We start from the raw sequence: 25,180 nt of genomic DNA, 5'->3' as shown, positions 1-25,180 counted from the left end.
ACAATGACCATAACTCGTGTAGAACAGGCACTTCTTTCACCAACTGGCTTAACGGAGCAAAATGTTGCGGATACACTTTCTGCTATTGCTACCCGCCAGATTGATTACGCAGATATCTATTTTCAGTCTAGCTGGCACGAGTCTCTGGTTCTTGAAGATAGCATCATCAAAGATGGCTCTTTCAACATTGACCAGGGCGTTGGTGTACGAGCTGTTGCCGGAGAAAAAACAGGTTTTGCTTACTCAGATCAGATTGAGTCAGAGAGTCTGATGCAAAGTGCCGTAGCAGCCAGAGGTATTGCGAAGGCAGGACAAAATGCTCAGGTTAAGGCGTTTTCTCGTAATTCAAATCAGACTATCTACAGTGCAGACAACCCACTTGAGAGCCTGGAGAAGCAACAAAAAATAGACCTTCTTAAAGAGCTTGATGTGTACATTCGTACCAAAGAGCCGTTAGTGCAGGAAGTTTCCGTCAGCTTAAGCGGTGTTTACGAACAGGTACTGGTTGCAGCAACCGATGGTACTTATGCCGCAGATATTCGTCCATTAGTAAGATTGTCGATCACTGTGCTTGCAACAAAAGGTGAACGACGTGAACGAGGAAGTTCTGGTGGTGGTGGCCGATACACCTACGAAAGATTCCTTGAAGAGCAGGATGGTAAGAAGGTCGCATTCTTCTATGCTGATGAAGCAATAAGACAGGCTTTAGTAAACCTTGAGGCAGATGCTGCTCCGGCAGGTGCAATGCCAGTGGTATTAGGCTCTGGCTGGCCGGGCGTTTTATTGCATGAAGCGGTAGGGCATGGCCTTGAAGGTGATTTTAACCGCAAAGGATCTTCTGTCTTCTCAGGAAAAGTCGGTGAGAAGGTGACGTCTGAACTATGTACCATTGTTGATGATGGCACTATGTCTGATCGCCGTGGTTCTATGAACATCGATGATGAGGGTGTTGAAGGCAACTACAATACGCTTATCGAAAATGGCGTTCTGAAAGGCTACATGCAAGATAAAATGAATGCTCGTCTGATGGGTGTGAATCCTACCGGTAACGGCCGTAGAGAGTCATACGCACATCTTCCTATGCCTCGCATGACCAATACTTATATGCTTCCGGGTGAGCACTCTCCGGAGGAAATAATCTCAACCGTTAAAAAGGGATTGTATGCACCGAACTTTGGCGGCGGTCAGGTAGATATCACTTCCGGTAAGTTTGTGTTCTCAACTTCTGAAGCTTACTTAATCGAAGATGGTAAAGTGACACGTCCGGTGAAAGGGGCTACGTTGATTGGCTCTGGTATCGAAGCGATGCAGCAGGTGTCAATGGTTGGTAATGACCTTAGTATAGACCGTGGTGTAGGTGTTTGTGGCAAAGCAGGACAGAGTGTTCCTGTGGGCGTTGGTCAGCCGACACTGAAGCTGGATTCAATTACCGTGGGTGGCACGGAGTGATTGTGTTTGCAATCAATATCTCGTTCCCACGGTCCCAGTGGGAATGCCTATCTCACTGTAATAGTTAGTCTTATTGATTATTCTTTTCAGATCAGTATGAATTCCCACGCAGGAGCGTGGGAACTAGATTAAGGTGAGCATTATTCGTTCCCACTGTCCCCGTGGGAATGCATATCAGGCTTCAATTAGCTCTCTTCGTCACTCAACTCTTTAAGCATCTGGAAGATTTCACGATACGCTTTTGGTGGTTTATTCGCCTTCTTCTCACGATTCGCTTGCAGATATAGCTGACGTAGTCGCTGTCTGTCTGCTGAAGGGTACGTTTCAAGAATCTCATTGATTACTGAATCACCCTCTTCAACTAGTTTGTCACGTAACTGTTCCAGCTTATGTAGCTCAGCAGTAGCTTGCGAGTGCTTATTGCGGAACTTGTCCAACGCAGCCTGAATCGGTTCTGGATCGATGTTACGCATCAGCTTGCCGATATACTGAAGTTGACGGCGTTTCGCTTCATTCTTAAAGCGCTGTGCATCAGCAATCGCTTCTCGCAGATCATCTGTCAACGGAAACTTTTCAAGTGCAGCAGGTCTGAGCGTTACCAGCTCTTCACCTAGTTTCTGCAGGTCTTCCATATCGTTCTTCATCTCGGTCTTACTTACCCAGATGATCTCTTCTTCCTCTTCCCAAGGGGCTTTTTGGTTTTTTCTGGCCATTTATCTTCTTTCTTCAACTTATGTGGAGAGATATTCCACTATTTTAGCAAGATTTATGGGGAGAATGCGAAAAGCTTGTTATCCTAAAGGAAATATATCGAAGAATAGAAGTTATTATGGACGTAAAACAGCAGGTTGCTCATCAGAGAGTCGAGCTTGAAGCGGCAGTCGAAAAAGCACTTAAGTTGGCTACCGGTAGCGCAGATGCAGCAGAAGTCGCTATTACAAAAACAACAGGGCTAAGTGTTTCTACTCGTATGTGTGAAGTGGAAAACGTTGAGTTTAACAGTGATGGTGCGCTTGGTATTACGGTTTACCGTGGAAACCGAAAGGGCAGTGCATCCACATCTGATTTAAGCGAAAAAGCTATCACTCAGACAGTTGAAGCCGCGCTGGACATTGCCAAATATACGTCGGAAGACCCTTATGCGGGGCCTGCTCCTAAAGAGTTGATGGTTCAGAATATTCCAGATTTAGATCTGTTTCACCCTGATGAACCAGAGCCGGACCATGCTGCAGAAGTTGCAATCGCGGCAGAAAAAGCAGCATTAGAGTTTAGTGACAAAATTAAACAGAGCGACGGTGCTAGTTACGACAGTCACTATGGCGTTAAGGTTTACGGTAATAGTCATGGCTTGCTGGCTAGCTATCCGTCCAGCCGTCACAGCGTCAGCTGCTGTGTAATCGGTGAAGGTGAAAATGGTGTAATGGAAAGAGATTACAGCTACACCGTTTCTCGCCGGGTAGAAGACCTGTGGACTCCGGAAGCAGTTGGCTTGAAAGCGGCAGAAAAAACAGTAAGCCGTCTTGATGCGCAAAAACTTAAAACCGGACAACTTCCGGTGATGTTTGCTGCTGACGTCGCTACAGGCCTGATGGGACACCTGGTGATGGCTATCAGTGGTGGCAATCTATATAGGAAGTCATCCTTCTTGCTGGATCATCTGGGACAAAAAATTCTACCAGACTGGTTCAACATTCAAGAAAAGCCCCATGTACTTAGAGGATTAGCATCTAGCCCATTTGATAGTGAAGGTGTAGCCACTCAGGACCGCCAGATCATCGACAGCGGTGTTCTTTCTACCTACCTTCTGACCAGCTATGCTGCAAGAAAAATGAATATGACGCCTACAGGGCACGCTGGTGGCATCCACAACTGGTTTGTACAGTCGACAGGTCAAAGCTTTGAACAGATGCTGAAAGGGTTGAATACTGGCTTCCTAGTAACTGAGTTGATGGGGCAGGGTGTAAATGTCGTGACTGGTGACTATTCTCGCGGCGCGGCTGGTTTCTGGGTTGAAAACGGAGAGATTAAATACCCTGTTTCTGAGGTAACTATCGCAGGTAACCTAAAAGATATGTTCCAGCAAATTGTTGCTGTGGGCAACGATGTAGAAACACGTTCTCAGATTCAGACAGGTTCTATTCTGCTTGAATCAATGAAGGTAGCTGGCGAGTAACTTCGTTTCGAATCTCCCAAGGTTTTCCGTGGGAGTGTCTACTTACCTCGTTCCCACGGTCCCCGTGGGAATGCATATTTTTCTTTAAAAAAAACAGCGGATAAGATGCAACTTCTGTATGCATTACCACGCAGGAGCGTGGTAATGAGTGTTAGCTGGAACGAGTTTAGATAAATATCGTCGCAAGCCCGAGGAAGACAGACAGGCCAATTACGTCAGTAACCGTAGTTAACGCCATACCTCCAGCAAGTGCAGGGTCGATATTCATCTTCTTAAGCATAACCGGTATAACAACGCCAGCAATACCTGCGACAAGAAGGTTGGTCAGCATAGCGGCTGAAATGATGCCACCCAGAAGCCAGTTACCTTTCCAGACCACAACAATACCGCCAATAATACAGGCCCACAGGATACCGTTCAGAAGGCCGATTCCGGCTTCTTTCAGAAGAAGCTCTCTCTTGTTACTGTCACCAATCTGACCAAGTGCCAGGCCACGTATTACCAGTGCAACGGTCTGGTTGCCGGCAACGCCCCCCATAGAAGGAACAATAGTCATCAAAACAGCAATCGCTGCCATCTGATCAAGCGTTGCTTCAAACATATTGGAAACAGAGGCCGCAGCTAGAGCCGCAAGAACGTTCGCGCCAAGCCAGACACTTCTTCGTCTCGCTGATTTGAATACAGGCGCAAAGGTATCTTCGTCATCGTCCATACCCGCCATACTCATCATCGAGTGGTCACCTTCCTCACGGATGATATCTACCACGTCGTCGATGGTTATTCTGCCTACAAGGTGTTGGTTTTCGTCTACTACCGGAGCAGATACCCAGTCACGACGTTCAAACAGGCTTGCTACATCTGATTCAGGAGTATCAACCGCAATCGCTTCATCGGCATCGTCCATCACTTCGCTGACCTGAACATCCGGCTGAGTGGTTATCAAAGTGGTTAGGGAAAGGTGACCAATCAGGCGACTATCTTCATCGATAACGTAAAGAGCATCCGTTACGTCAGGCAGCTCGCCTTTCATTCTTAGATAGCGAAGAACTACATCTACATCGACGTCACCACGAATCGTGGTCACGTCGGTATTCATAATTCCGCCAGCGGTATCTTCTGGATAAGACAGGGCTTCCTCTACGCGGTTTCTATCGGCAATGTCCATTTGTGAAAGGACTTCTCTAGAAACATCGTCAGGAAGGCTACGAATGACAGACGCCAGGTCATCGGTATCCATGCCTTCGGTAGCTTCGACCAGCTTTTCCGGAGCCATTTTGGATACAAGACTGTCTTTTACGTCTTCATTCAGTTCATCGAGGATATCACCGTAATCTTCCGGGTCGGTTAACTGCCAGAGGACATCACGTGATTTTCGGGGAGATGCTTCAAGGAGGTGTGCGATATCTTCAGGTTCCATATCCTGAAGTTGGCGTCTAACGTGTACAAAGCGGCCGTTATCTAACGCTTCAGTGACTTCCTGAAGGATCTGATGGGTTTCAGGTGTTTGTTCGATTTCCTGTACCTGATCAAGCATGCCCACCTACCTTTACGATTTCACTAATGGTTTGAATAATATCTTAATTCTATACCCAGTTTAATAAAATCTTATGACGATATACTAAATAAAGTCAGGAATAGGACAAAGATAAGCTATTCAGCTTCTTCAAATTTGTCTTCAATCAGGTGGCAAACCGCCTCTAATGCTTCTTCTGCCTGCGAACCCTTGGCTGTGACTGTGACATGCTGCCCCTGGGCTGATTCAAGCATAATTAAACCCATGACGCTATCGGCACCCATTTCTCTATTTTCTTCGTTGCTTACGGTGACTTCTGCATCGAAGCTTTGTGCTAGTTCAACAAGTTTTACTGCCGCCCGGGCGTGTAAACCCAACCGGTTCTGAATAAGAACCTTTTTACTGCGTTGCATAGATTAGACCTACTACTTATGGTGCTTTTCCAGAGACTTATGCCTGATAAGTACCTGGTTTCCTTTATCCCGGAAGTATTGCCCAATCTGCTGAGTAAGATACACAGAGCGGTGTTTACCTCCGGTACAACCTATCGCTATCGTAAGATAGCTACGATTGTTTTTCTCCAACAGAGGTAACCATTTTTCAACAAACTTTTGTATATCACTCTGAAAATCGACAACGGAGTTATGTGAAGAGAGGAAGTTTTTTATAGGACCGTCAAGACCGGTTAAAGGTCTGAGTGATGGCTCCCAGTGAGGATTTGGTAGAAAACGCACGTCGAATACGTAGTCTGCATCTGTTGGAATACCGTATTTAAATCCAAAGGATTCAAAGACCATAACCAGCTCTTTGCTTTCTTTTCCCAGAACTCTCATCCGAACGGTTTCGCTAAGATCGTGAAGAGACTGATTACTGCTATCCAGTACCAGATCAGCTTGCTCTTTTAACTCTTCAAGCAGTTGCCGTTCTTTCTCAATAGCTTGTTGAAGGGTTAATTTGTCGTCCCCTTGTGACAAAGGGTGAAGGCGTCGGGTCTCACTGTACCGTTTTAAAAGGGTTTCCTGACTTGCATCCAGAAAGATAACCGTTAAATCAGACAAGTTCTTCAGTTGTGATATTGTGCCTTGAAGCAGATCTGGGTTATTTGGGAGGTTGCGAATATCAATGCTAACCGCAACGTTTTGCTTACTTCCCTTTATCGAAGCAAGAAATTGTTGCAGCAAATCTACTGGAAGATTATCAACGCAGTAGTAACCAAGGTCTTCCAGTACGCGTAAGGCGACACTTTTACCGGCTCCGGACTGCCCGCTTACGATAATAAGCCTGGTCTTCTCACTTAGTTGCATTGTTTAGCTCATCTTAGTTTGTCATGATGTCGAACAGCTCTTTGTCGCTTTTGGCTTTTCTAAGCATCTTCAGAGTCTGTTTATCATTAAGGCGTTCAGCCATAGAGGAAAGGGTTTTCAGGTGTTCTTTGCATTGAGCATCAGGTACCAGAAGAGCAAAGAGTAGGTCTACGGGCTTGTTATCGATAGCGTCGAACTCGATTGGTTCTTCACATTGGAGTAGAACGGCGATTGCCTGGTCACATGAGAACATTCGTGCGTGGGGAATGGCAATGCCGTTGCCAATACCAGTGCTACCCATTTTTTCACGGTTGAGCATACATTCAAACAGTTCTGTTGAACTCTGCCCACTATGCTCTGCAGCTATTTGACTGATGATTTCCAGAGCACGTTTTTTACTAGAACATTGGACCGCACTCTTCGTGCAGTCCAGTGTCAGTACATCGCTAATTTGCATAACTAATGACTATTTAATTTTTCTTTGTGTTTGCTAAGTTGACGTACGAGTTTATCAACAAGTGCATCAATAGATGCATACATATTCTCGTCTTGAGCTGTTGCGTGGATGTCTCCCTGACTAACATGAAGCGTTGCTTCGGCAATTTGGTTCATTTTTTCTACGCGTAAAATCACATGGACGTTGGTGATATGATCAAAAAATCGTTCAAGCTTCTGAAACTTAGAATGAACGTAGTCCTGCATTGAATCTGTAAGATCAACGTTATGGCCTTTAATATTGATTTGCATAGACTTTCCTTCTTGTTGTGCTGCCTAAAGCAGGCGTTTACGCTGGCTGGAAGGGGCAATGCCCAGAGACTCTCTGTATTTCGCAATAGTACGACGTGCGACCTTTATCCCCTGGTCAGCCAATAATGCAGCAATCTTGCTATCACTAAGTGGTTTAGCAGTGTTCTCTGCTGCCACTAACTTCTTGATCAAGGCTCGAATTGCTGTTGATGAACATTCCCCGCCATTATCCGTGCTTACATGGCTAGAGAAGAAATACTTAAGCTCGAAAATACCTCTTGGTGTGTGCATAAATTTCTGAGTCGTTACCCTTGAAATAGTCGACTCGTGCATATCTACTGCCAAAGCGATGTCGTTGAGCACCATCGGTTTCATCGCTTCCTCACCATATTCAAAGAAATCCTGTTGATGTTCAACAATGCAACGAGCAACTTTGAGTAAAGTCTCATTTCTGCTTTCCAGACTTTTGATTAGCCACTTAGCTTCCTGAAGGTTGCTCTTAATAAACTGGCTATCGGCACTATTTCCTTTTCCGAGTGAGGCGTAGTGCTGATTTACTTTTAGTCTTGGAACGCTGTCTGGGTTGATAGCAACCGTCCATTTACCCTTATCTTTAAATACGGAAACGTCAGGAATAACGTACTCGGTTTCATCGGGTGTGATGCTGCTTCCTGGCCTTGGATCAAGCTGCTGAATCAGAGTCATCACTTCTTTTAACTCTGCTTCTTTAATTTTGCTTTCTTTGATGATTAGCTTGTAGTCACGGTTACCCAGTTGATCGATATGGTTCTCAAGGATCAGTTTTGCTTCCTGTAGCCATGGTGTATCTTCCGGGAACGTAGCGAGTTGCAATAGCAGGCACTCTTGCAGGTTGCGAGAGGCTACACCCAATGGGTCAAACTGCTGAATACGCTTCAGAACGGCTTCGACTTCATCAAGCTCGACATCTTCTATATTGAGGCTTTCAAGGATATCTTCTGCCGAAAGAGTAAGGTAACCAAAGTTATCTACAGCATCGATAATAGCCGTGGCGATGGTACGATCGGTATCTGAGAAAGGTGTTAAATCAAGTTGCCATAGAAGGTAATCTTGCAGGCTTTGGGTGGTTTCGCCCTGATAAACAGGCATATCATCATCAAGAGCAATGCCCGTATTGCCAGTGTTAGCGCTATAAACATCATCCCATGACGCATCTATTTCCAGGTCGTCACTTAATTCAGATTTCTCGATAACTTCTGAGCTATCAGGCGCATCCGGCTCAGACGCATGTTCATCTGCTTGCTCTGCAGAAGCGGTTTCTTCTTTTGATTTTGCAGATTCGTCAGCAGGCGTGTCTTCTTGACCTTCATCGACATCAAGTAGTGGGTTTGACTCAAGTGCTTCCTGAATCTCTTGTTGTAGATCCAGTGTGGACAGTTGCAGCAGACGTATCGCTTGCTGTAACTGCGGAGTCATCGCTAATTGTTGACCTAGCTTGAGTTGTAATGAAGGTTTCATTCAGTATGTACTACCTTGTTCTTCTTTTTCCGTGTTTACACTTTAAGTATATAACTAAGTTCTCGTATTATGCATTTTCAGCTAACAAACTGAGAGCAACTTAGTATTGTTTCATTTTCGAATCATAGTCGGAACTGTTCACCCAGATAAACCTGTTTCACCTGCTCGTTAGCAAGCACCTGCTCTGGAGTGCCTTCTGCGATCAAATGTCCCTGACTTACAATGTACGCTCTTTCACATACATCCAGGGTCTCCCTTACATTGTGGTCGGTGATCAGTACGCCAAGTCCGCGATCTCTTAAGTGCTCGATGATCTTTTTTATATCAATAACGGATATCGGGTCAACACCTGCAAATGGTTCATCCAGCAAGATAAACTGTGGGTTTGCTGCCAGTGCCCTTGCAATTTCTACGCGGCGTCGCTCACCACCAGAAAGTGCCATACCATTACTTTTACGAATATGTTGAATGTTAAACTCGTCCAGCAGGTCTTCCATTCTGTCCTGACGATCTTCTCTGCTCAACTCGCTACGGGTCTGCAGAACCGCCATGATATTATCTTCAACCGATAGCTTTCTGAAGATCGATGCTTCCTGAGGAAGATAACCAATCCCCATTCGGGATCGGCTATGCATAGGAAGAACACTGATATCGTTATCATCGATAAGGATCTTCCCTTCATCTCGGGCAACCAGGCCAACAATCATGTAAAAAGAGGTGGTTTTACCTGCTCCGTTTGGGCCTAGAAGGCCAACAATCTGGCCTGACTCAACTTTCAGGCTTACATCAGCAACGACTTTTCGGTTTTTGTAGCTCTTAGCTAAATGTTCTGCTTTTAGTACTGCCATATCACTGCTTTTGTGTTGGTTGAAGAACGGTCGATACTCGCTTCTTCGTTTCTCCCTGACCGCCGTCAGCAGTCAGCTTCTGAGATGTAATCTTATAAGTAATCTTTTCGCCCTGGATGGTACTTTCATCTTGGGCAAGAACCGCCTCTTTGAGCATGGTTAGCTGATCGTCATCAACGTTGTAGTAGAGCTCTTTCGCTCTGCCTTTCAATGTTTTGCCTTCGTCGGTCAACTGAGAAAATGTGGCTGGTTCGCCGTAGCCTTCAATCTCTTTAAGCGTGTCATCAACCGGGCTACGGATAACAATGACCTTATCAGCATTGATGTTAATACTGCCTTGTTTAAGCTTTACATCACCTATAAAGGTGACTTTATTACTTTTCATATCCAGATGTTGTGAGTCTGAATCAATATAAATAGGTTGCTCTGAATCGCTCGAAAGTGCGAACGCATTCGTTGCTGTGAATAGACAAGCAATAAGACTAAGGTGTGAGAGTTTCATATCTACCTTGTACATTGTTATATAGGGTTGCGACGTTTTCACCGAAGTTTCCTTTCATCGCCTGCCCTTTTGTTTCAAACTGTGGGCCCACAAGTAACACAGGGTTGTCTGCCCAAAAATCCCGGTTGTCTAGATGAATTAGCAATTCGTCTGTTGCCATGGTATCAAAGCTGGCATCTGGTAACAGGTTTTTCGCTAACACATTACCATATAATCGCAATACGTGTTTTTTATCTAGTACACCACGATCTGCGTTTATTTCCCACTCTTCAACTTTTCCTTCTTTAAATACATATAAAACCGGGTATTCAAAAACGGTGTCACCACTTTTAGCGAAATGATCTAGGTTTTTTGCAGTAACTCGATAGCTACGGATACCTTTGTCGTTGTAGCTGATGTTTTCTACATTTTTGCCGCTTAAAGTGGGTAGCTCCAGATCGGGCGTGATCTGGATATTCTGCTCCTGTCTGCCCAGATAAAGGTAATAGGCAGAGTATGCAGAAATAATGATCAGCAGTGAGTAGATTATTCGAGCGAAGTTCATATTAACCTATGACCGATTCAATATTCATTGTCATTACATGACACCAGCTTTCAGTAAATCGTGCATATGCACAGCGCCGACTAGCTTATCATTCTCGCATAGCAACAATGCTGTAATGCTTTTTTCCTGCATAAGGTTTACACCTTCTACTGCCAATAAGTTCGGAGAAGCTACTTTCGGGCCATGCGTCATTACTTCAGATATTGCAGTTTCATGAATATCAACTTGCTTATCCAACATTCTACGCAGATCACCATCAGTGAATATGCCGATTACCGCATCTTCATCATCAACAATAGCAGTCATTCCCAAACCTTTTTTGGAAATCTCCAGTAATGCGTCCTTGATAGATGCATCTGGCGTTACTTTAGGAAGAGCATCGCCCGAGTGCATGATATCGTTAAGCTTAAGAAGAAGCTTTCTACCTAAGGCCCCTCCCGGGTGAGAAAGTGCGAAGTCGTCAGACGTAAAGCCACGAGCTTTCATTAGCGATACAGCAAGAGCATCACCCATAACCAGAGTTGCAGTAGTGCTTGCTGTTGGCGCAAGCCCCAGAAAGCATGCTTCTTCCGGAACGGTGATCTGCAAGTGAATATCTGAAAGTTTAGCCATGCTAGACATTGGCTTACCTGTCATACTGATAATTTTGATGTTTAATCGCTTCAGAACAGGGTAGAGGCCAAGAATCTCAGAGGATTCACCGGAGTTAGAAATGGCAATAACAATATCGCCTGGTTCAATCATGCCCAGATCACCGTGCGATGCTTCGCCAGGATGAACAAAAAACGAGGATGTACCAGTGCTCGCAAGTGTTGCAGCTATCTTCTTGCCAATATGACCAGACTTGCCCATACCCATCACAATAACCTTACCTTTGTTATTTAAGATAAGTTCACAAGCATCAACAAAGCTTTGATTTATATATTGAGAAAGTTGTTGGAGACCTTTAATTTCAATATTAAGTACGTCTAAAGCTGCACTTTTAAAGTCAAAGTCTGTCATCTGAATTGGCTCCCGAATTTTAGGCCGTCATGTTAATAAATAAATAAATTTGGTACGCAACAAAGCTTATAAAAAATATACCGGCCTCTATGCGGTTTATACTGCGTGACTTACCAAGAGCAAACAGTACCAGTAATAACGAAACAACTAGCATTACCCAGAAGTCACGTCCCATAGCATGAGCGCTAAGTGTTGATGGATTCAGGATTCCTGGAATACCCATTACAGCAAGAATATTGAAAACGTTAGAGCCAATAATATTACCTACAGCCATATCGTCTTCGCCTTTTAGAACGCCTGCCAGTGAAGCGGCGAGTTCAGGCAGGCTAGTACCGATAGCAATGATGGTCAGTCCGATAACCAGGTCACTCATGCCAAAGTACTTCGCGATATGAACGGCATTTTCTACCAGTAAATCTGCGGCTAGAGGTAGTAATACCAAACCAACAATGACCCACACAGATGCTTTGGTTGTGCTTACATCGTCAGGAATCTCTGATTCTTGCTCATCAATAAATGCGTCACCTTTTTGTTTTTCTTTTTGGCTGATTCTTAGCATCGCTATGATAAAAATTGCAAAAAGGACAAATAGCAGAACCCCTTCATGGAAACCTAAATGGTTGTCCCATAGGATTAACCCCGCTAATAGAGTGACCACAATCATCAAAGGTAGTTCACGACGAATAACCGCTGAACTGATGGAAAGTGGCTTGATGAGAGCTGTAATACCAAGAATTAGGGCAATATTGGCGATATTTGAGCCAAGTACATTACCTACGGCGGTATCTGTTTTTCCCGCTAACGCTGCGGTTGCAGAAACCATCATTTCTGGTGCGGATGATCCCATCGCTAAGATGGTCATACCGATAACAAGAGGAGAGACGCCAAAGTTTCGAGCTAATGCCGCGGCACCGTAAACAAGCTTATCTGCGCTCCACACTAAAAGTATCAAGCCCAAAATCAGCAAGGCTACTGCTTCAATCATGATGATTCCTACAAAGTTCCACTATTAAACATTGGGCCGCTAATTCTGACGTTAAGCGTATAAAAAAGGAAGTTTAAGTTTGAAGAAAATCAGTATCGAATTCGCATATGGTACCACTTATGAAATGGCCTTGTACCTGTTTCCCCAAAGCTAAATTCGACTTCAGTCAAAAAATTTTGTGAATTATACGCTGATAAAGATGTCAAATTCCACCTGAAAATAGTTTTACTTTACACTCGATTGATATTACTTATCATTGAGGCTCTTCAAAGAGCATTGTTTCGAAATAATCAAATAAGTAGAAGTATGTCGACAACGGATCTAGTCACAATAAATAACCTCAGCTTTTATCGCGGCGATCGGGCGATATTTAATGATGTCAGCTTAAAAGTCCCTAAAGGTAAAGTGACTGCTATTATGGGGCCTTCCGGTATCGGCAAGACAACCCTGCTGAGGTTGATTGGCGGACAGATTCTGCCAGAACAGGGCGAAATCTGGTTTGATGGCCAGGATATACCTACTTTGACACGCTCTAAGCTCTATAAAGCCAGAAAGAAAATGAGCATGCTATTTCAGTCGGGAGCTCTTTTTACCGATATAAACGTGTTCGATAATGTCGCGTTTCCATTGCGAGAGCACACTGAACTTCCGGAAGAGATCATTCGTACAATGGTTTTACTAAAGCTGGAAGCGGTTGGTTTGCGCGGAGCTGAAGGATTAATGCCTAGCGAACTTTCTGGTGGTATGGCAAGAAGGGCGGCATTGGCAAGGGCAATTGCACTTGACCCTGAAATGATCATGTACGATGAGCCGTTCGTAGGACAAGATCCAATAACCATGGGTGTGTTGGTGGAGTTAATCCGAAATCTGAACCAAGCTCTGGGGTTAACATCTATCGTTGTTTCACACGATGTACCGGAGGTTATGAGTATTGCTGACCATGTATACCTATTAGCTGATGGACGCATCATTGCATCCGGTACGCCACAGGAACTACGTGAAAACCCTAACCCTATGGTCCAGCAATTCCTACAGGGACAGGCTGACGGTCCGGTGCCTTTTCGATTCCCGGCATCAGATATTTCAAAAGGACTATTCAACAATGCTTGATACGTTATTAGATTTCGTTGCTGGTATTGGACAGAGAACTTTCCGTCTTGTTAGCGCATGGGGTCGGGCAAGTCTTATGTTGTTTGGAGCTGTCGCTAATAAGCCACAGCCAATTAAGAACTTTCCGCTTCTTGTCAAACAGTTGTATAGCGTCGGTGTGCAGTCACTGGCGATTATTGTCGTTTCTGGCCTGTTTATAGGAATGGTGCTGAGCCTGCAAGGTTTTGTGGTTCTGGTCGATTACGGCGCAGAAGGAAGCCTTGGCCAGATGGTCGCGCTTTCACTTCTTAGGGAATTAGGGCCTGTAGTTACTGCCTTGCTATTTGCTGGTCGTGCCGGATCGGCGTTAACAGCTGAAATTGGCCTGATGAAAGCGACTGAGCAGTTATCCAGTCTGGAAATGATGGCTGTAGATCCTCTCAAGCGAGTCATTGCCCCAAGGCTGTGGGCGGGGCTTATCTCTATGCCTCTGCTTGCGATGATATTTATGGCGGTCGGGATCTGGGGTGGACAACTTGTAGGTGTAGACTGGAAGGGCATTGACCATGGCAGTTTCTGGTCTGCAATGCAGTCGTCAGTAGAACTTGGTAAAGATATTGGTAACAGCTTTATCAAATGTATGGTTTTCGCTATCACAGTTACCTGGATAGCGTTGTTTAACGGTTACGACGCGGTACCAACTTCCGAGGGTATCAGCAAAGCAACGACGCGTACCGTTGTTCATTCTTCTTTAGCAGTACTGGGACTGGATTTTGTTCTGACTGCCTTGATGTTCGGGAACTAAAAATGCAGCAAACACGTAAATTGGAATTATGGGTAGGAGCTTTCATACTTACAGGAGTTATCGCGATTTTAATCATGATATTTAAAATTGCGAACGTAACCGGACTTGGCTCTGGTAGTACCTACGAATTAAAAGCATCGTTCGACAATATAGGTAGCCTTAAAGTTCGTTCACCGGTAAAGATTGGTGGTGTGGTTGTTGGCCGCGTTAGCGCCATTGATCTGGATAAGGAACAATATATCCCGGTAGTGACCCTCTCTATTGATGAGAGCTACGGACATTTTCCTGAGACATCAAGTGCTCAGATTCTAACATCGGGTCTTATCGGGGAACAATATATTGGGCTGGTTCCAGGATTTGTATTTGATGATATAGAAATGTTGGGTGACGGCGATTTTATCGAAGATACAAAATCGGCACTGGTGCTGGAAGATTTGATAGGTCAGTTCCTCTATAGCTCTAAAGACTCAGAGGAGTAAGTTATGAGCATTGTTAAAGATATTTCACGTTTAGTCCGTGTTAGTGCTCAGGCACTTCTGACATTATCTCTGTTTACATCGGTTTCCTTAGCACAAGAAATTGATAAAACCAAGCCGTATGAGATGATGAAGTCAGTTTCGGAGAGCACGTTTGCCAGGTTAAAAGCAGAGAAAGAGCAGATCCGTCAACAGCCCGATATTTTAAAAGAGGTGGTTGAACAAGAGTTAATGCCATACGTTAACTACCGCTATGCTGCGCTTAAGGTTCTGGGGCCTAACCTGAAGAAGGCTAAGAAAGAAGATATTCCTGCATTTATAGAAGCGTTCCACCAGTACCTAGTGACGTCTTACGCTCAGGTTTTGACACTTTACTCAGATCAAACCATAGAATTTGCACCTGAAAAGCCAATTCCAGCAGGTAAAAGAATAGCTTCGATTAAGCTAGATGTAATCGATGCTCCTCGACCGAATATCAAACTTGAGTTCAAGTTAAGAAAGGACAAGAAATCGGGTGAGTGGAAGGCATTTGATATGGTTGCAGAAGGAATCAGTTTACTTTCAAGCAAGCAGTCTGAATGGAATGGCAAGATAAGAAAGGACGGTATTCCAGCGGTCAGCGAAGAGCTTCAAAGGCTCGCATCCCAGCCAATTCGTTTTGAAGGTGAACAGAAATGAGTCACCCACAGTGGTTGCACGAAGAAGGGCAATACCAACTTGTAGGTGAGTTAACTCGTGATACTGTGCCAGATATTTGGAAAACAATCCTGCAATGGAAACCAGAACAATCTGAATTAGAATTATCATTAGCGAAAGCTGGACGTATCGATTCCGCCGGAATGGCACTATTAATTCAGTTAATAGAGCATGCAAAAAAATTAAACTGTCATATAATGCTCAGCTTCGTGCCAAAAGAACTGCATACACTTTTTCAACTCAGTAATGTTGACGGTATGCTGGCAAAGAACATTAAAAGTTAAAACGGGACAAATCGTGGAAAGTAGCGACGTTAAAAAAATCATAGAAGATGCGCTGGATCTTCAAGAAGTTCATGTGAAGGGTGAAGGTAGCCAGTTTGAAGTGATTGCTATTGATAGCTGCTTCGAAGGGATGGGTCGCGTAAAAAAACAACAAACAATTTACGCTCCTCTGATGGAATACATTCAGAGAAATGATATACACGCGGTATCTATAAAAACATTTACTCCCGAAGAGTGGGCTCGCGACAAAAAACTAATGTCGCTATAAAGGTTTAACAATGGAAAAATTTAGAGTTAAAGGGTCAACCAGCCCTTTAAACGGTGAAGTATTTATTTCTGGTGCTAAAAACGCGGCTCTGCCAATTCTTTTCGCCTCAATTCTTGCTGAAGAGCCAGTAGAAGTGGCAAACGTGCCTAAGCTACGTGATATCGATACTACGATGGAGCTGCTTAAACGTTTAGGTGCAAAAGTAGAGCGTAATGGTTCTGTGCATGTTGATGGTAGCTCGATTAATGAGTATTGCGCTCCGTATGACCTTGTAAAAACCATGCGTGCATCTATCTGGGCGCTTGGCCCACTTGTTGCTCGTTTTGGTAAGGGGCAGGTTTCTCTTCCTGGTGGATGTGCAATCGGTGCCCGACCAGTAGACCTGCATATTACGGGTCTAGAGCAATTAGGCGCAACAATCACCTTAGATGAAGGTTACGTTAAAGCTGAAGTTGAAGGTCGCCTGCAAGGCGCTCACATTGTAATGGACAAAGTGAGTGTTGGTGCCACTATCACAATTATGTGTGCGGCTGCTCTTGCTGAAGGCACTACAACCCTAGATAACGCTGCTCGCGAACCAGAAATTGTCGATACGGCTGACTTCCTGAATAAGTTGGGCGCGAAAATCTCAGGAGCAGGTTCAGATACCATTACTATTGAAGGTGTTGAGCGTCTGGGTGGTGGCAAACACAGTGTAGTTGCTGACCGTATAGAGACCGGTACTTTCCTTGTCGCAGCAGCAGTATCAAAAGGCAAAATTGTTTGTAGAAATACCAAGTCGTCTTTGCTTGAAGCCGTATTAGCTAAGCTTGAAGAAGCTGGCGCTAAGATCGAGACAGGTGACGACTGGATTAGTCTGGATATGACTGGTCGAGAGCTAAAAGCAGTAGGCATCAGAACTGCACCTCATCCGGGTTTCCCAACGGATATGCAGGCACAGTTTACCCTTCTTAATATGATTGCTGAAGGTGGTGGTCATATCACGGAGACTATCTTCGAAAACCGCTTTATGCACGTACCAGAGCTGCAGCGTATGGGGGCTAAAGCTGAGATTGAAGGTAACACGGTTATTTGTGGTGATGTTGAGCGTTTGAGTGGTGCTCAGGTTATGGCAACTGATCTTCGAGCTTCTGCCAGCCTTGTTATTGCTGGTTGTATTGCAAATGGCGAAACTATCGTTGATCGTATTTACCACATCGACCGTGGTTATGACAGAATCGAAGACAAGTTAACAGCACTCGGTGCAAATATTGAGCGATTCAGAGAGTCGAGTTAGAATTGCACCCCAAATGAGAGCCGGAATCAGCTTTGATTTCGGCTTTTTTAGTTTTACAGAGGAATTTCAATGATTGCCTTACTGCGCATTATTGCCGTTGCGGTATTTGCTATTTTCATGTTCGTATTCGGTGTCGGCTACAGTTTGTTGAGCCCACGCAATCCTAAAAATGTATTTCTGGTTGCTCGCCCGTTCCATCGAATGGCAAAGATATTCGGATATAAAGTCGAGCTTAGGGTGCCGGAAGATGTCTACACTCGTGGCCAGCACGTTTATATCGCAAACCATCAGAATACCTGGGATCTGTTTACTGTTTCGGCTGCAATCACGCCAAAAACGGTGACCGTAGGTAAAAAAAGCCTGGTATGGATTCCTCTTTTTGGTCAGCTTTATTGGATTACAGGTAACATCCTGATTGATCGCTTTAATAAAACAAAGGCGAAAGGTACTATCGATCAAGTCGTTGAAAAAATGAAGTCCGGAGATGCTTCAATCTGGATGTTCCCTGAAGGCACGCGCTCTCGTGGACGTGGTCTGCTGCCGTTTAAAACCGGCGCATTTCACACTGCTATTGGTGCTGGTGTACCAATCATCCCTATCGTTTGCAGTACGACTCAGGACAAGCTGAAACTAAACAAGTGGGATAACGGCCATGTTATCATTGAGATGCTTCCACCGATCAGTACCGAAGGTTATGGCAAGGAAAATGTTCGTGAGCTAGCGAAAGTATGTCGAGACCAAATGGAGCAGAAGCTGGCCGAATTAGACGCTGAAGTGGATGCGCTTAATGCTGGAACAAAAACGGCGAACGAAGCAAAGTAGGTAAAAGGTTACAGGACGAACTTCGTTCTACAGATAATATAAAAAGCGCGCATAGGTTTAACCTTCGCGCTTTTTCTTATCTGCTTGCGTAACCCGTAACCCGTAACCCGTAACCCGTAACCCGTAACCCGTAACCTGTACTATTTCCTTACAGCGATAGCTTCGATTTCAATCTTCACATCTTTCGGTAAGCGAGCTACCTCAACACATGAGCGAGCAGGGTAGTTTTCAACTTTATGCTCGTCAAAGAACTTGCCATAAACCTCGTTCACTGTTCCAAAGTCATTAAGGTCTTTTACAAACACTGTCATTTTTACGATGTCAGAAACGCTAAGACCAGATGATTCAACTACGGCTTTTACATTATCAAGAGACTGACGAGCCTGCTTAGCTACATCTTCAGAAACAATCTCACCAGTTGCCGGGATCACAGGGATCTGACCAGATGTCATTACCATATTGCCAAGGTCGACACCTTGAACGTATGGACCGATAGCAGCAGGAGCATTTTCTGTGTGAAGCACTTTAGTCATTAGATTACCTTTTTTATTATTGCCTGTATTACGGCGGAAGCAGCTATCAGTTTGCTATCCATTCGGTATCAGGTCAATCTCTCAATGAACTCCGAGGCGGGTTCTGACAATTTTTTCGCATTCGTCTATTTTTGTTATATCTCGTGGAGCAATCATAACTGTATCGTTGCCTCCCACTGTACCCAATATTTCAGAATGCGGCTGCATGTCGATGATTCTTGCTACCAGCTGAGCACCTACCAGGGTGGGTGCGTACTACAACCACAAGCTGGTTATGAGTGACAAATTCAATTTGAGAAGCAATCGCTGAGTCGACCTCGATACCTTCATTTTCAATAGTCAGGCAATATACTTTTTTTCCGTATGCGTTGGGGACTTTAGCAACCCCCAGGCGGGTAAGGAGTCGCGATACCGTAGACTGGCTGACATCTTCATAGCCCAACTCAATTAAGCTGGTGCGGATATCATCTTGTGTGTGGAAACTTTGTTGTTGCAACAGACGTTTGCAAGCTGCTGTGATGTTTTCATCAGTATGCGTGTTCAGTGAATCAGAAGCATAAAAATTATTCACGGCCAGCTCCTTAGTTAATCAATCGATTTAAAAATTAATATTTAGGACTCATCCGGTAACTTATTGTTATATTTTTATTTTTTACCTGGGTGGCAATATTAACATCTTGGCTATACCATTTGTTTGAAGGCGCTCACCAAATAAAAAACCAATAAATTAAGTATTTCTGGCATAAAAGTACGATATTTATGCGTATAGCTGGAGTAATTATCCGTAATGCTTTTCTAATTCTAAATTAAAGCGAGTTAACACAGTGAGTTAGATGGAAGAGGTTAGAAAGGGCGGATATTGTTATGCTTCAGAGGGAGCTTATAGCAAAAAAAGCCCGCGTTAAAAATGCGGGCAGTTTCTCTATTTAAACACTTATGTTGCTGAATTAGCAGCGAGTTTCAGTCATGATTTCTCTTGAGAATACTTTTTCGCAGTACTTACACTTCAATTGAACATCTTCGTTCTTTTTGATTACGTGGAAGCTGCTGTCTACCGGTTCGCCATGAGAGATACAGTTTGAGTTTGGACAAGCGAATACCGCTTCGATAGTTTCCGGCAAAGATAGATTCATCTTCTTAGTTACATCATACTCTTCGATCTGGTTTACAGTCGCCTTTGGTGCATACAATGCTAGCTGGTTTGCCTGTTCTTCAGTGATATAAACGTTCTCAATCTTAATCAGATCCTTGCCACCTAATTCTGAAGAAGGAAGGTTCAGACCGATGGTGATACGCTGATTACGCTGATCTTCGCTGAACAAACGCAGTACTTTAATGCCCACGTTAGCAGGGATATGGTCGATAACAGTACCATTGCGAATTGCTTCTACTTGTAGTTTTGTCTTAGCCATTTTTCTCTCCTGCTTATAGTTCTTCGTTCAAAACAAGTGCCAACAGTGCTTCACGGGCATACACGCCGTTTTCAGCCTGCTCGAAGTAGTATGCGTGCTGAGTTTTATCAACATCTGTTGTGATTTCATCGACTCGTGGAAGAGGGTGAAGAACTTTCATATTTTCACGAGCTTCTTTTAGCTGAGGCGCAGACAGAATAAATGCTGACTTGATGTGTGCGTACTCAGACTCGTCGAATCTCTCTTTCTGTACACGAGTCATGTAAAGGATATCCAGCTCAGGTACAACCTGTTCAATGTCTTTGTGCAGGCTATAAGGAATACCAGCGTCATCCAGCTCTTCGCAGATGTAGTCTGGCATTGCTAGTGCGTCAGGGGCGATAAAGAAGAAACGGTTGTTATCGAACTTCGCAAGAGCTTGTGTCAGAGAGTGAACGGTACGGCCATACTTTAAATCACCTACAAGAGCAACATTCAGATTATCCAGACGTCCTTGAGTCTCGTAGATAGAGAATAGATCCAATAGTGTTTGTGTTGGATGCTGGTTTGCACCGTCGCCACCATTAACTACTGGCACGCCTTTAGAAAATTCAGAAGCAAGCCTTGCAGCACCTTCCTGTGGATGGCGCATAACAAATGCGTCAACATAAGATGAAATTACCTGAACTGAGTCAGCCAGTGTTTCACCTTTTTTAGCCAGTGAAGTGTTACCGCCGTTGTCAAACCCGATAACTGTTCCGCCAAGGCGTTGAATTGCCGTTTCAAATGACAGTCGTGTACGGGTCGAAGGTTCGAAGAAGCAACTAGCAACCACTTTGTTTTTTAGTAGTTCTGGATTTGGAGTTGCCTTCAGTGTACCTGCTGTTTCCACTATCAGTTCTAGTTCACTTCTGCTTAGTTCTGGAATAGAAATGATGTGCTTATTATATAGCGAATGCGCCATGGCTCTCTTCCCTCTTATGCTAAAAGACCAAAAAAAGCCCCCTAATTAAGGAGGCTCTTTTTAAAAATAATAACAATAGAAAATAAAACGGATGCCGCTAGTAGTAGTCGGCATAGTGCAGATTTTTCTAACACCTGATGGTTCATTTCCTATCTCTTCTCAGACAAATTGCGGAGGATTATACGCCCATTTATTGTGAACGCAAGCGATTGCGTCAACTATTCTATAGATGGAAGTTTATGCATTTTTTGTTTGAGGAGAAGGTTGTATTAATTTTATGTAAAACAGTTGGTTACTGGTGGTATTTGTGCTGCTTATGAATAAAAATGCCAGCCCTTAAGGGCTGGCGATACGACGTGAAATATAAGTCTTACAGATCCTAGAGATTAGTGACCCAGAGTTGCTACCATCACCGCTTTGATTGTGTGCATACGGTTCTCGGCTTCGTCGAAAACGATAGAGTGCTCTGACTCGAATACATCTTCTGTTACTTCAAGGCCAGACATTCCGTATTTCTCTGCAACTTCCGCACCTACTGTTGTTTCATCATTGTGGAATGCAGGTAAACAGTGCATGAATTTCACATGAGGGTTGCCAGTTGCTTTGATGGTGTCCATGTTCACCTGGTATGGCGTCATTAGCTTAACGCGCTCGTCCCATGCTTCCTGAGATTCACCCATAGATACCCACACGTCGGTGTATAGGAAATCACAACCTTGAACACCTTCCTGAACATCTTCAGTCATAGTGATCTTCGCACCAGTCTGTTCTGCGATCTCTTTACAGCTTGCTACTAGTTCTTCTTCTGGCCAGAACTGTTTTGGAGCAACAAGACGAATATCCATACCCATCTTCGCTGCACCTACAAGTAGTGAGTTACCCATGTTGTTGCGAGCATCACCCAGATAAGCAAAAGTAATCTCGTGCAGTTGCTTTCCACGGCCGTGCTCCAGCATGGTTAAGAAGTCCGCCAGAATCTGTGTCGGGTGGAACTCATTAGTCAGGCCATTCCATACAGGTACGCCTGCATATTTACCCAATTCTTCTACGATATCCTGCCCAAAACCACGATACTCAATACCGTCGTACATGCGACCAAGAACTCGTGCCGTATCTTTCATGGATTCTTTATGACCAATCTGAGAGCCAGAAGGACCGATGTAAGATACCTGAGCGCCCTGATCGAATGCTGCCACTTCAAATGCACAACGCGTACGAGTTGATGCTTTCTCAAAGATTAGCGCGATGTTTTTGCCGGTCAGGCGTGGTTGCTCGTAACCGTTATACTTCGCTTTTTTCAGCTCAGCAGACAGCTCAAGGAGGTGCTGAATTTCACGTGGAGTAAAATCAAGTAGTTTCAGGAAGTTACGGTTGCGAAGGTTAAAAGCCATATTAAGATCCCCTTGTTTAATCTTGTCTGGCTGATCACTCATTTAATTTATCAGATGAAGTGATCAGCGCTATTACCTATGTTTAACTTATTATTGGTTAAAAGTGAATAAGTATTCTTTTATTTTGAAATAATATTTGTGCCAGCCTCACCTTTCAGGATGTTGAGACCGTCGGAAAGTGCGCCTATACCGACTAATTTTCCTCCTGATTTTATGAACTCACAGGATGCGTCAACCTTTGGCCCCATAGAGCCAGCATCAAATTCAATCTTACTTAGTGCTGCAGGTGTTGTTTGTCTGATAGCTTCCTGAGTTGGTTTACCCCAGTCAAGATATACAGCGTCTGCGTCTGTCAGAATAAGAAGTGCGTCAGCGCCAAGCTGCTTTGCCAGGAAGGCTGCAGACATATCTTTGTCGATAACTGCTTCTACACCAACAAGTTTGCCATTTTCAATTTTTACCGGTATACCGCCACCGCCAGTACAGATCACCAGGTGGTTTTGAGCAATCAGTGAAGTGATTGCATCGTGTTCGACAATACCTGTTGGCAATGGGCTTGGCACCACTCTGCGGTAATGTTGTCCATCGGGCTTCACCGTCCAGTGGTGTTTTTCTGCCATTGCTTTCGCTTCGGCTTCTTCATAGATTGGACCAATTGGTTTTGTTGGGTCAGCAAACGCAGGATCTTCCGGATCAACCGTCATCTGAGTAAGCATGCAGGTCACATCTTGCTTAGGAAGAATATTCTTTAGCTCTTGCATCAGCATGTAACCAATCATCCCCTGAGTTTCAGAGCCCAGTACGTCTAACGGATATGGATTTACTTTTTTATATTCAAGCCCCTGAAGTGCTAGTAGGCCAACTTGCGGTCCATTTCCGTGAACCAGTACGACATTGTATTCCTGAGCTATGTCGGCAATTGTTTTAGCAGCAACCGCTATATTCTGACGCTGTGTTTCAGCTTCTAATGGTTCGCCACGGCGTAGTAGGGCGTTTCCGCCAAGGGCAACTACAACAGTTTGTTTTGTCATTGTTCTATCTCTCTTTATATAAGGCCGTTACATAGACGACCTTGCATATTTTTTAAATACCGTCTCGTTCAATCGGGCAGCTCATGCAGCGAGCACCGCCACGACCGCGACCTAACTCATCCCCTGGGATTGGCAATACAGTGATACCTGCTTTGTCATATTTTTCGTTGGTATAAACATTGCGTTCGTAACCAACAACAACCCCTGGTTTAACGGTTAGTACGTTGTTAGCGTCATTCCATTGTTCACGTTCTGCTTCGAAGCTATCACCACCAGTTGTAATCAGATTTAGCTGACCAACTCCCAATGCTTTTTCAATAGCCGTTACGAAGTAGCCCTCTTCTTTCACATCTACCCGGCCACTTTCATCACCGGTTAGACTCCAACATTTAACATCTTTACGAATCACTTCCGGATAGATAGAGAAAGTGTCTTCACGCATATGTGTCATTACTGTATCCAGGTGCATACATGAACGATGTTTAGGCAGCTCCATCGCAATAACTTGTTTTGCCTGACCATGTTTAAATAGGCCTGAAGCCAACTGCTCTACACCCTGAGGCGTTGTACGTTCGGACATACCAATAAGGACAGAGCCCTTACCGATAACCAGAACATCACCGCCTTCGATTGTTGAATAGTCGTAGTTACGTTCTTCATCGCCGAAGTATTTGATAAAGTCTTGACCAGCGAACTCCGGGTGCCATCGATAGATAGCTCTTAGATGGTTCGTTTCACGTTGGCGAGCTCGTTTTGCCATTGGATTAATTGATACACCACCGTATACCCAGCAAGATGTATCACGAGTGAATAAGTGATTTGGCAGAGGTTTGATAATGAAGTCATTTGAATCATGCATGCCGCGCATCATCGAAGAAGAAGGCAGAGGCATATCACCATAGCTAAGGCCGCCTAATAGGATTTCTGCCAGCTCATGATTTGTCTGATCTCCAAGGAAGCAACGTACATCATTGGCAAATCTTTCACCAAAGCGATAGTTCGATACTTGAGTATGTAGTAACCATTCTTTTGCTTCTGGAACAGCCAGTGTTTCAGCTAAAAGATCCTGCAGAAGCAGAACTTCTACGCCTTGATCTCTCAAAGTTTTGGCAAATACATCATGCTCTTTACCGGCTTGCTCTACAGCAAGGACGTCATCAAACAATAGCTCATGGCAGTTAGAGGGCGTTAAATGATTTAGTGCTCTTTCGGGACGATGTAATAAAACGCGGCGTAACTGACCTATTTCAGAACCAACATAAAATCTGCTCATTTTCTATCTCTCTATATTATATCGGCATGTTTGATTATATTTAGTTGCCGACTAGTAGGGTTTAAATAATTAGCTACTTAGCTTTAAAACTAATTTTACTTATCTATCCGTTAGTAAAATAGATCTTTGTCACACTATAATTTCTTTGTTTATTAATATGTTGCGAGGTTTTTTATGCAGTTCCTATTATAGTGCTTGCACACATCTATATGCGCTTTATTAGAATTTGAAGCTTCCTAAGTTATTGATTTTTAATGTGTGAATAACTATACTTGGAATATTATTCATTGTTGGTTTTGCGACCGGAATTCTATCTG

General features: G+C 44.1%; 28 protein-coding genes and 1 pseudogene. 10 read left to right on the top strand and 19 right to left on the bottom strand.

The window, feature by feature from the left end:
- The first annotated feature begins 3 nt into the window (after positions 1 to 3).
- A complete protein-coding gene (gene tldD / locus P7F88_RS01195) occupies positions 4 to 1,449 on the top strand; it encodes a metalloprotease TldD (RefSeq protein ID WP_277821539.1) in 1,446 nt (481 codons plus the stop codon).
- A gap of 185 nt (positions 1,450 to 1,634) precedes the next feature.
- Here the strand turns inward: tldD and yjgA are convergent, their stop codons facing one another.
- Positions 1,635 to 2,162, bottom strand: a complete 528-nt coding sequence (yjgA, locus tag P7F88_RS01190) for a ribosome biogenesis factor YjgA (RefSeq protein WP_277821538.1) — start codon at positions 2,160 to 2,162, stop codon at positions 1,635 to 1,637.
- Positions 2,163 to 2,278: 116 nt separating this feature from the next.
- Here yjgA and pmbA point away from each other — a divergent pair, with 116 nt between their 5' ends.
- On the top strand, positions 2,279 to 3,622 hold the full coding sequence (gene pmbA / locus P7F88_RS01185; protein WP_277821537.1) for a metalloprotease PmbA: 1,344 nt from the start codon (positions 2,279 to 2,281) through the stop codon (positions 3,620 to 3,622).
- A gap of 166 nt (positions 3,623 to 3,788) precedes the next feature.
- Here pmbA and mgtE read toward each other — a convergent pair whose 3' ends face one another.
- The 11 genes from mgtE to P7F88_RS01130 form a co-directional block, all read right to left on the bottom strand.
- A complete protein-coding gene (gene mgtE / locus P7F88_RS01180; RefSeq protein WP_277821536.1) occupies positions 3,789 to 5,156 on the bottom strand; it encodes a magnesium transporter in 1,368 nt (455 codons plus the stop codon).
- A 116-nt stretch (positions 5,157 to 5,272) separates the two neighbouring features.
- On the bottom strand, positions 5,273 to 5,548 hold the full coding sequence (locus tag P7F88_RS01175; RefSeq protein WP_277821535.1) for an HPr family phosphocarrier protein: 276 nt from the start codon (positions 5,546 to 5,548) through the stop codon (positions 5,273 to 5,275).
- A 12-nt stretch (positions 5,549 to 5,560) separates the two neighbouring features.
- A complete protein-coding gene (rapZ, locus tag P7F88_RS01170) occupies positions 5,561 to 6,439 on the bottom strand; it encodes an RNase adapter RapZ (RefSeq protein ID WP_277821534.1) in 879 nt (292 codons plus the stop codon).
- Positions 6,440 to 6,452: 13 nt separating this feature from the next.
- Positions 6,453 to 6,896, bottom strand: a complete 444-nt coding sequence (ptsN, locus tag P7F88_RS01165; protein ID WP_277821533.1) for a PTS IIA-like nitrogen regulatory protein PtsN — start codon at positions 6,894 to 6,896, stop codon at positions 6,453 to 6,455.
- Positions 6,897 to 6,898: 2 nt separating this feature from the next.
- Complete coding sequence (hpf, locus tag P7F88_RS01160) at positions 6,899 to 7,186, bottom strand: ribosome hibernation promoting factor (protein WP_277821532.1); 288 nt, start codon at positions 7,184 to 7,186, stop codon at positions 6,899 to 6,901.
- Between the two features lie 24 nt (positions 7,187 to 7,210).
- Positions 7,211 to 8,683, bottom strand: a complete 1,473-nt coding sequence (locus P7F88_RS01155; protein ID WP_277821531.1) for an RNA polymerase factor sigma-54 — start codon at positions 8,681 to 8,683, stop codon at positions 7,211 to 7,213.
- 122 nt (positions 8,684 to 8,805) lie between these two features.
- The gene (gene lptB, locus P7F88_RS01150; RefSeq protein ID WP_277821530.1) at positions 8,806 to 9,531 is read right to left on the bottom strand and encodes an LPS export ABC transporter ATP-binding protein; all 726 of its coding nucleotides are present in this window, start codon (positions 9,529 to 9,531) and stop codon (positions 8,806 to 8,808) included.
- Between the two features lies 1 nt (position 9,532).
- A complete protein-coding gene (gene lptA, locus P7F88_RS01145) occupies positions 9,533 to 10,033 on the bottom strand; it encodes a lipopolysaccharide transport periplasmic protein LptA (protein WP_277821529.1) in 501 nt (166 codons plus the stop codon).
- On the bottom strand, positions 10,014 to 10,577 hold the full coding sequence (gene lptC / locus P7F88_RS01140) for an LPS export ABC transporter periplasmic protein LptC (protein WP_277821528.1): 564 nt from the start codon (positions 10,575 to 10,577) through the stop codon (positions 10,014 to 10,016). Before lptC ends, lptA begins: the two co-directional genes overlap by 20 nt.
- A 33-nt stretch (positions 10,578 to 10,610) precedes the next feature.
- Positions 10,611 to 11,579, bottom strand: a complete 969-nt coding sequence (kdsD, locus tag P7F88_RS01135; RefSeq protein WP_277821527.1) for an arabinose-5-phosphate isomerase KdsD — start codon at positions 11,577 to 11,579, stop codon at positions 10,611 to 10,613.
- A 19-nt stretch (positions 11,580 to 11,598) separates the two neighbouring features.
- Positions 11,599 to 12,564: a calcium/sodium antiporter gene (locus P7F88_RS01130; protein WP_277821526.1), complete on the bottom strand. Its 966-nt coding sequence runs from the start codon at positions 12,562 to 12,564 to the stop codon at positions 11,599 to 11,601.
- A gap of 306 nt (positions 12,565 to 12,870) precedes the next feature.
- Here P7F88_RS01130 and mlaF point away from each other — a divergent pair, with 306 nt between their 5' ends.
- The 8 genes from mlaF (at position 12,871) to P7F88_RS01090 (ending at position 18,280) form a co-directional block, all read left to right on the top strand.
- Entirely contained in the window at positions 12,871 to 13,674 is an 804-nt protein-coding gene (gene mlaF, locus P7F88_RS01125) for a phospholipid ABC transporter ATP-binding protein MlaF (protein ID WP_277821525.1), read from the top strand.
- Positions 13,667 to 14,458, top strand: coding sequence for a lipid asymmetry maintenance ABC transporter permease subunit MlaE (gene mlaE / locus P7F88_RS01120; RefSeq protein ID WP_277821524.1), 792 nt, complete (start codon positions 13,667 to 13,669; stop codon positions 14,456 to 14,458). The genes mlaF and mlaE overlap by 8 nt, the downstream gene beginning before the upstream one ends.
- A gap of 2 nt (positions 14,459 to 14,460) precedes the next feature.
- Complete coding sequence (gene mlaD / locus P7F88_RS01115; RefSeq protein ID WP_277821523.1) at positions 14,461 to 14,937, top strand: outer membrane lipid asymmetry maintenance protein MlaD; 477 nt, start codon at positions 14,461 to 14,463, stop codon at positions 14,935 to 14,937.
- Between the two features lie 3 nt (positions 14,938 to 14,940).
- On the top strand, positions 14,941 to 15,612 hold the full coding sequence (locus P7F88_RS01110; protein ID WP_277821522.1) for an MlaC/ttg2D family ABC transporter substrate-binding protein: 672 nt from the start codon (positions 14,941 to 14,943) through the stop codon (positions 15,610 to 15,612).
- Complete coding sequence (locus tag P7F88_RS01105) at positions 15,609 to 15,914, top strand: STAS domain-containing protein (protein WP_277821521.1); 306 nt, start codon at positions 15,609 to 15,611, stop codon at positions 15,912 to 15,914. The genes P7F88_RS01110 and P7F88_RS01105 overlap by 4 nt, the downstream gene beginning before the upstream one ends.
- A gap of 13 nt (positions 15,915 to 15,927) precedes the next feature.
- Entirely contained in the window at positions 15,928 to 16,182 is a 255-nt protein-coding gene (ibaG, locus tag P7F88_RS01100; RefSeq protein WP_277821520.1) for a BolA family iron metabolism protein IbaG, read from the top strand.
- A gap of 10 nt (positions 16,183 to 16,192) precedes the next feature.
- A complete protein-coding gene (gene murA / locus P7F88_RS01095) occupies positions 16,193 to 17,458 on the top strand; it encodes a UDP-N-acetylglucosamine 1-carboxyvinyltransferase (protein ID WP_277821519.1) in 1,266 nt (421 codons plus the stop codon).
- 69 nt (positions 17,459 to 17,527) lie between these two features.
- Complete coding sequence (locus P7F88_RS01090; RefSeq protein WP_277821518.1) at positions 17,528 to 18,280, top strand: 1-acylglycerol-3-phosphate O-acyltransferase; 753 nt, start codon at positions 17,528 to 17,530, stop codon at positions 18,278 to 18,280.
- Between the two features lie 140 nt (positions 18,281 to 18,420).
- On the opposite strand, the gene P7F88_RS01085 is transcribed toward P7F88_RS01090, so the two are convergent.
- The 7 genes and pseudogenes from P7F88_RS01085 to arcA form a co-directional block, all read right to left on the bottom strand.
- The gene (locus P7F88_RS01085; RefSeq protein WP_277821517.1) at positions 18,421 to 18,813 is read right to left on the bottom strand and encodes a RidA family protein; all 393 of its coding nucleotides are present in this window, start codon (positions 18,811 to 18,813) and stop codon (positions 18,421 to 18,423) included.
- 81 nt (positions 18,814 to 18,894) lie between these two features.
- A pseudogene (locus tag P7F88_RS01080) lies at positions 18,895 to 19,384 on the bottom strand (arginine repressor).
- A gap of 376 nt (positions 19,385 to 19,760) precedes the next feature.
- Complete coding sequence (gene pyrI, locus P7F88_RS01075; protein ID WP_277821516.1) at positions 19,761 to 20,225, bottom strand: aspartate carbamoyltransferase regulatory subunit; 465 nt, start codon at positions 20,223 to 20,225, stop codon at positions 19,761 to 19,763.
- Between the two features lie 13 nt (positions 20,226 to 20,238).
- Positions 20,239 to 21,168 (bottom strand): aspartate carbamoyltransferase, encoded by a 930-nt coding sequence (gene pyrB / locus P7F88_RS01070; protein WP_277821515.1) that lies wholly within the window; start codon positions 21,166 to 21,168, stop codon positions 20,239 to 20,241.
- A 386-nt stretch (positions 21,169 to 21,554) separates the two neighbouring features.
- Positions 21,555 to 22,559, bottom strand: coding sequence for an ornithine carbamoyltransferase (locus tag P7F88_RS01065; RefSeq protein WP_277821574.1), 1,005 nt, complete (start codon positions 22,557 to 22,559; stop codon positions 21,555 to 21,557).
- A gap of 119 nt (positions 22,560 to 22,678) precedes the next feature.
- Positions 22,679 to 23,590, bottom strand: coding sequence for a carbamate kinase (gene arcC, locus P7F88_RS01060; RefSeq protein ID WP_277821514.1), 912 nt, complete (start codon positions 23,588 to 23,590; stop codon positions 22,679 to 22,681).
- Positions 23,591 to 23,642: 52 nt separating this feature from the next.
- Positions 23,643 to 24,863: an arginine deiminase gene (gene arcA, locus P7F88_RS01055; protein WP_277821513.1), complete on the bottom strand. Its 1,221-nt coding sequence runs from the start codon at positions 24,861 to 24,863 to the stop codon at positions 23,643 to 23,645.
- Between the last annotated feature and the right edge of the window lie 317 nt (positions 24,864 to 25,180).

The sequence above is a fragment of the Vibrio hannami genome (assembly GCF_029589055.1).
Lineage (GTDB): Bacteria > Pseudomonadota > Gammaproteobacteria > Enterobacterales > Vibrionaceae > Vibrio > Vibrio hannami.
This window is presented reverse-complemented; position numbering and strand designations above follow the sequence as displayed.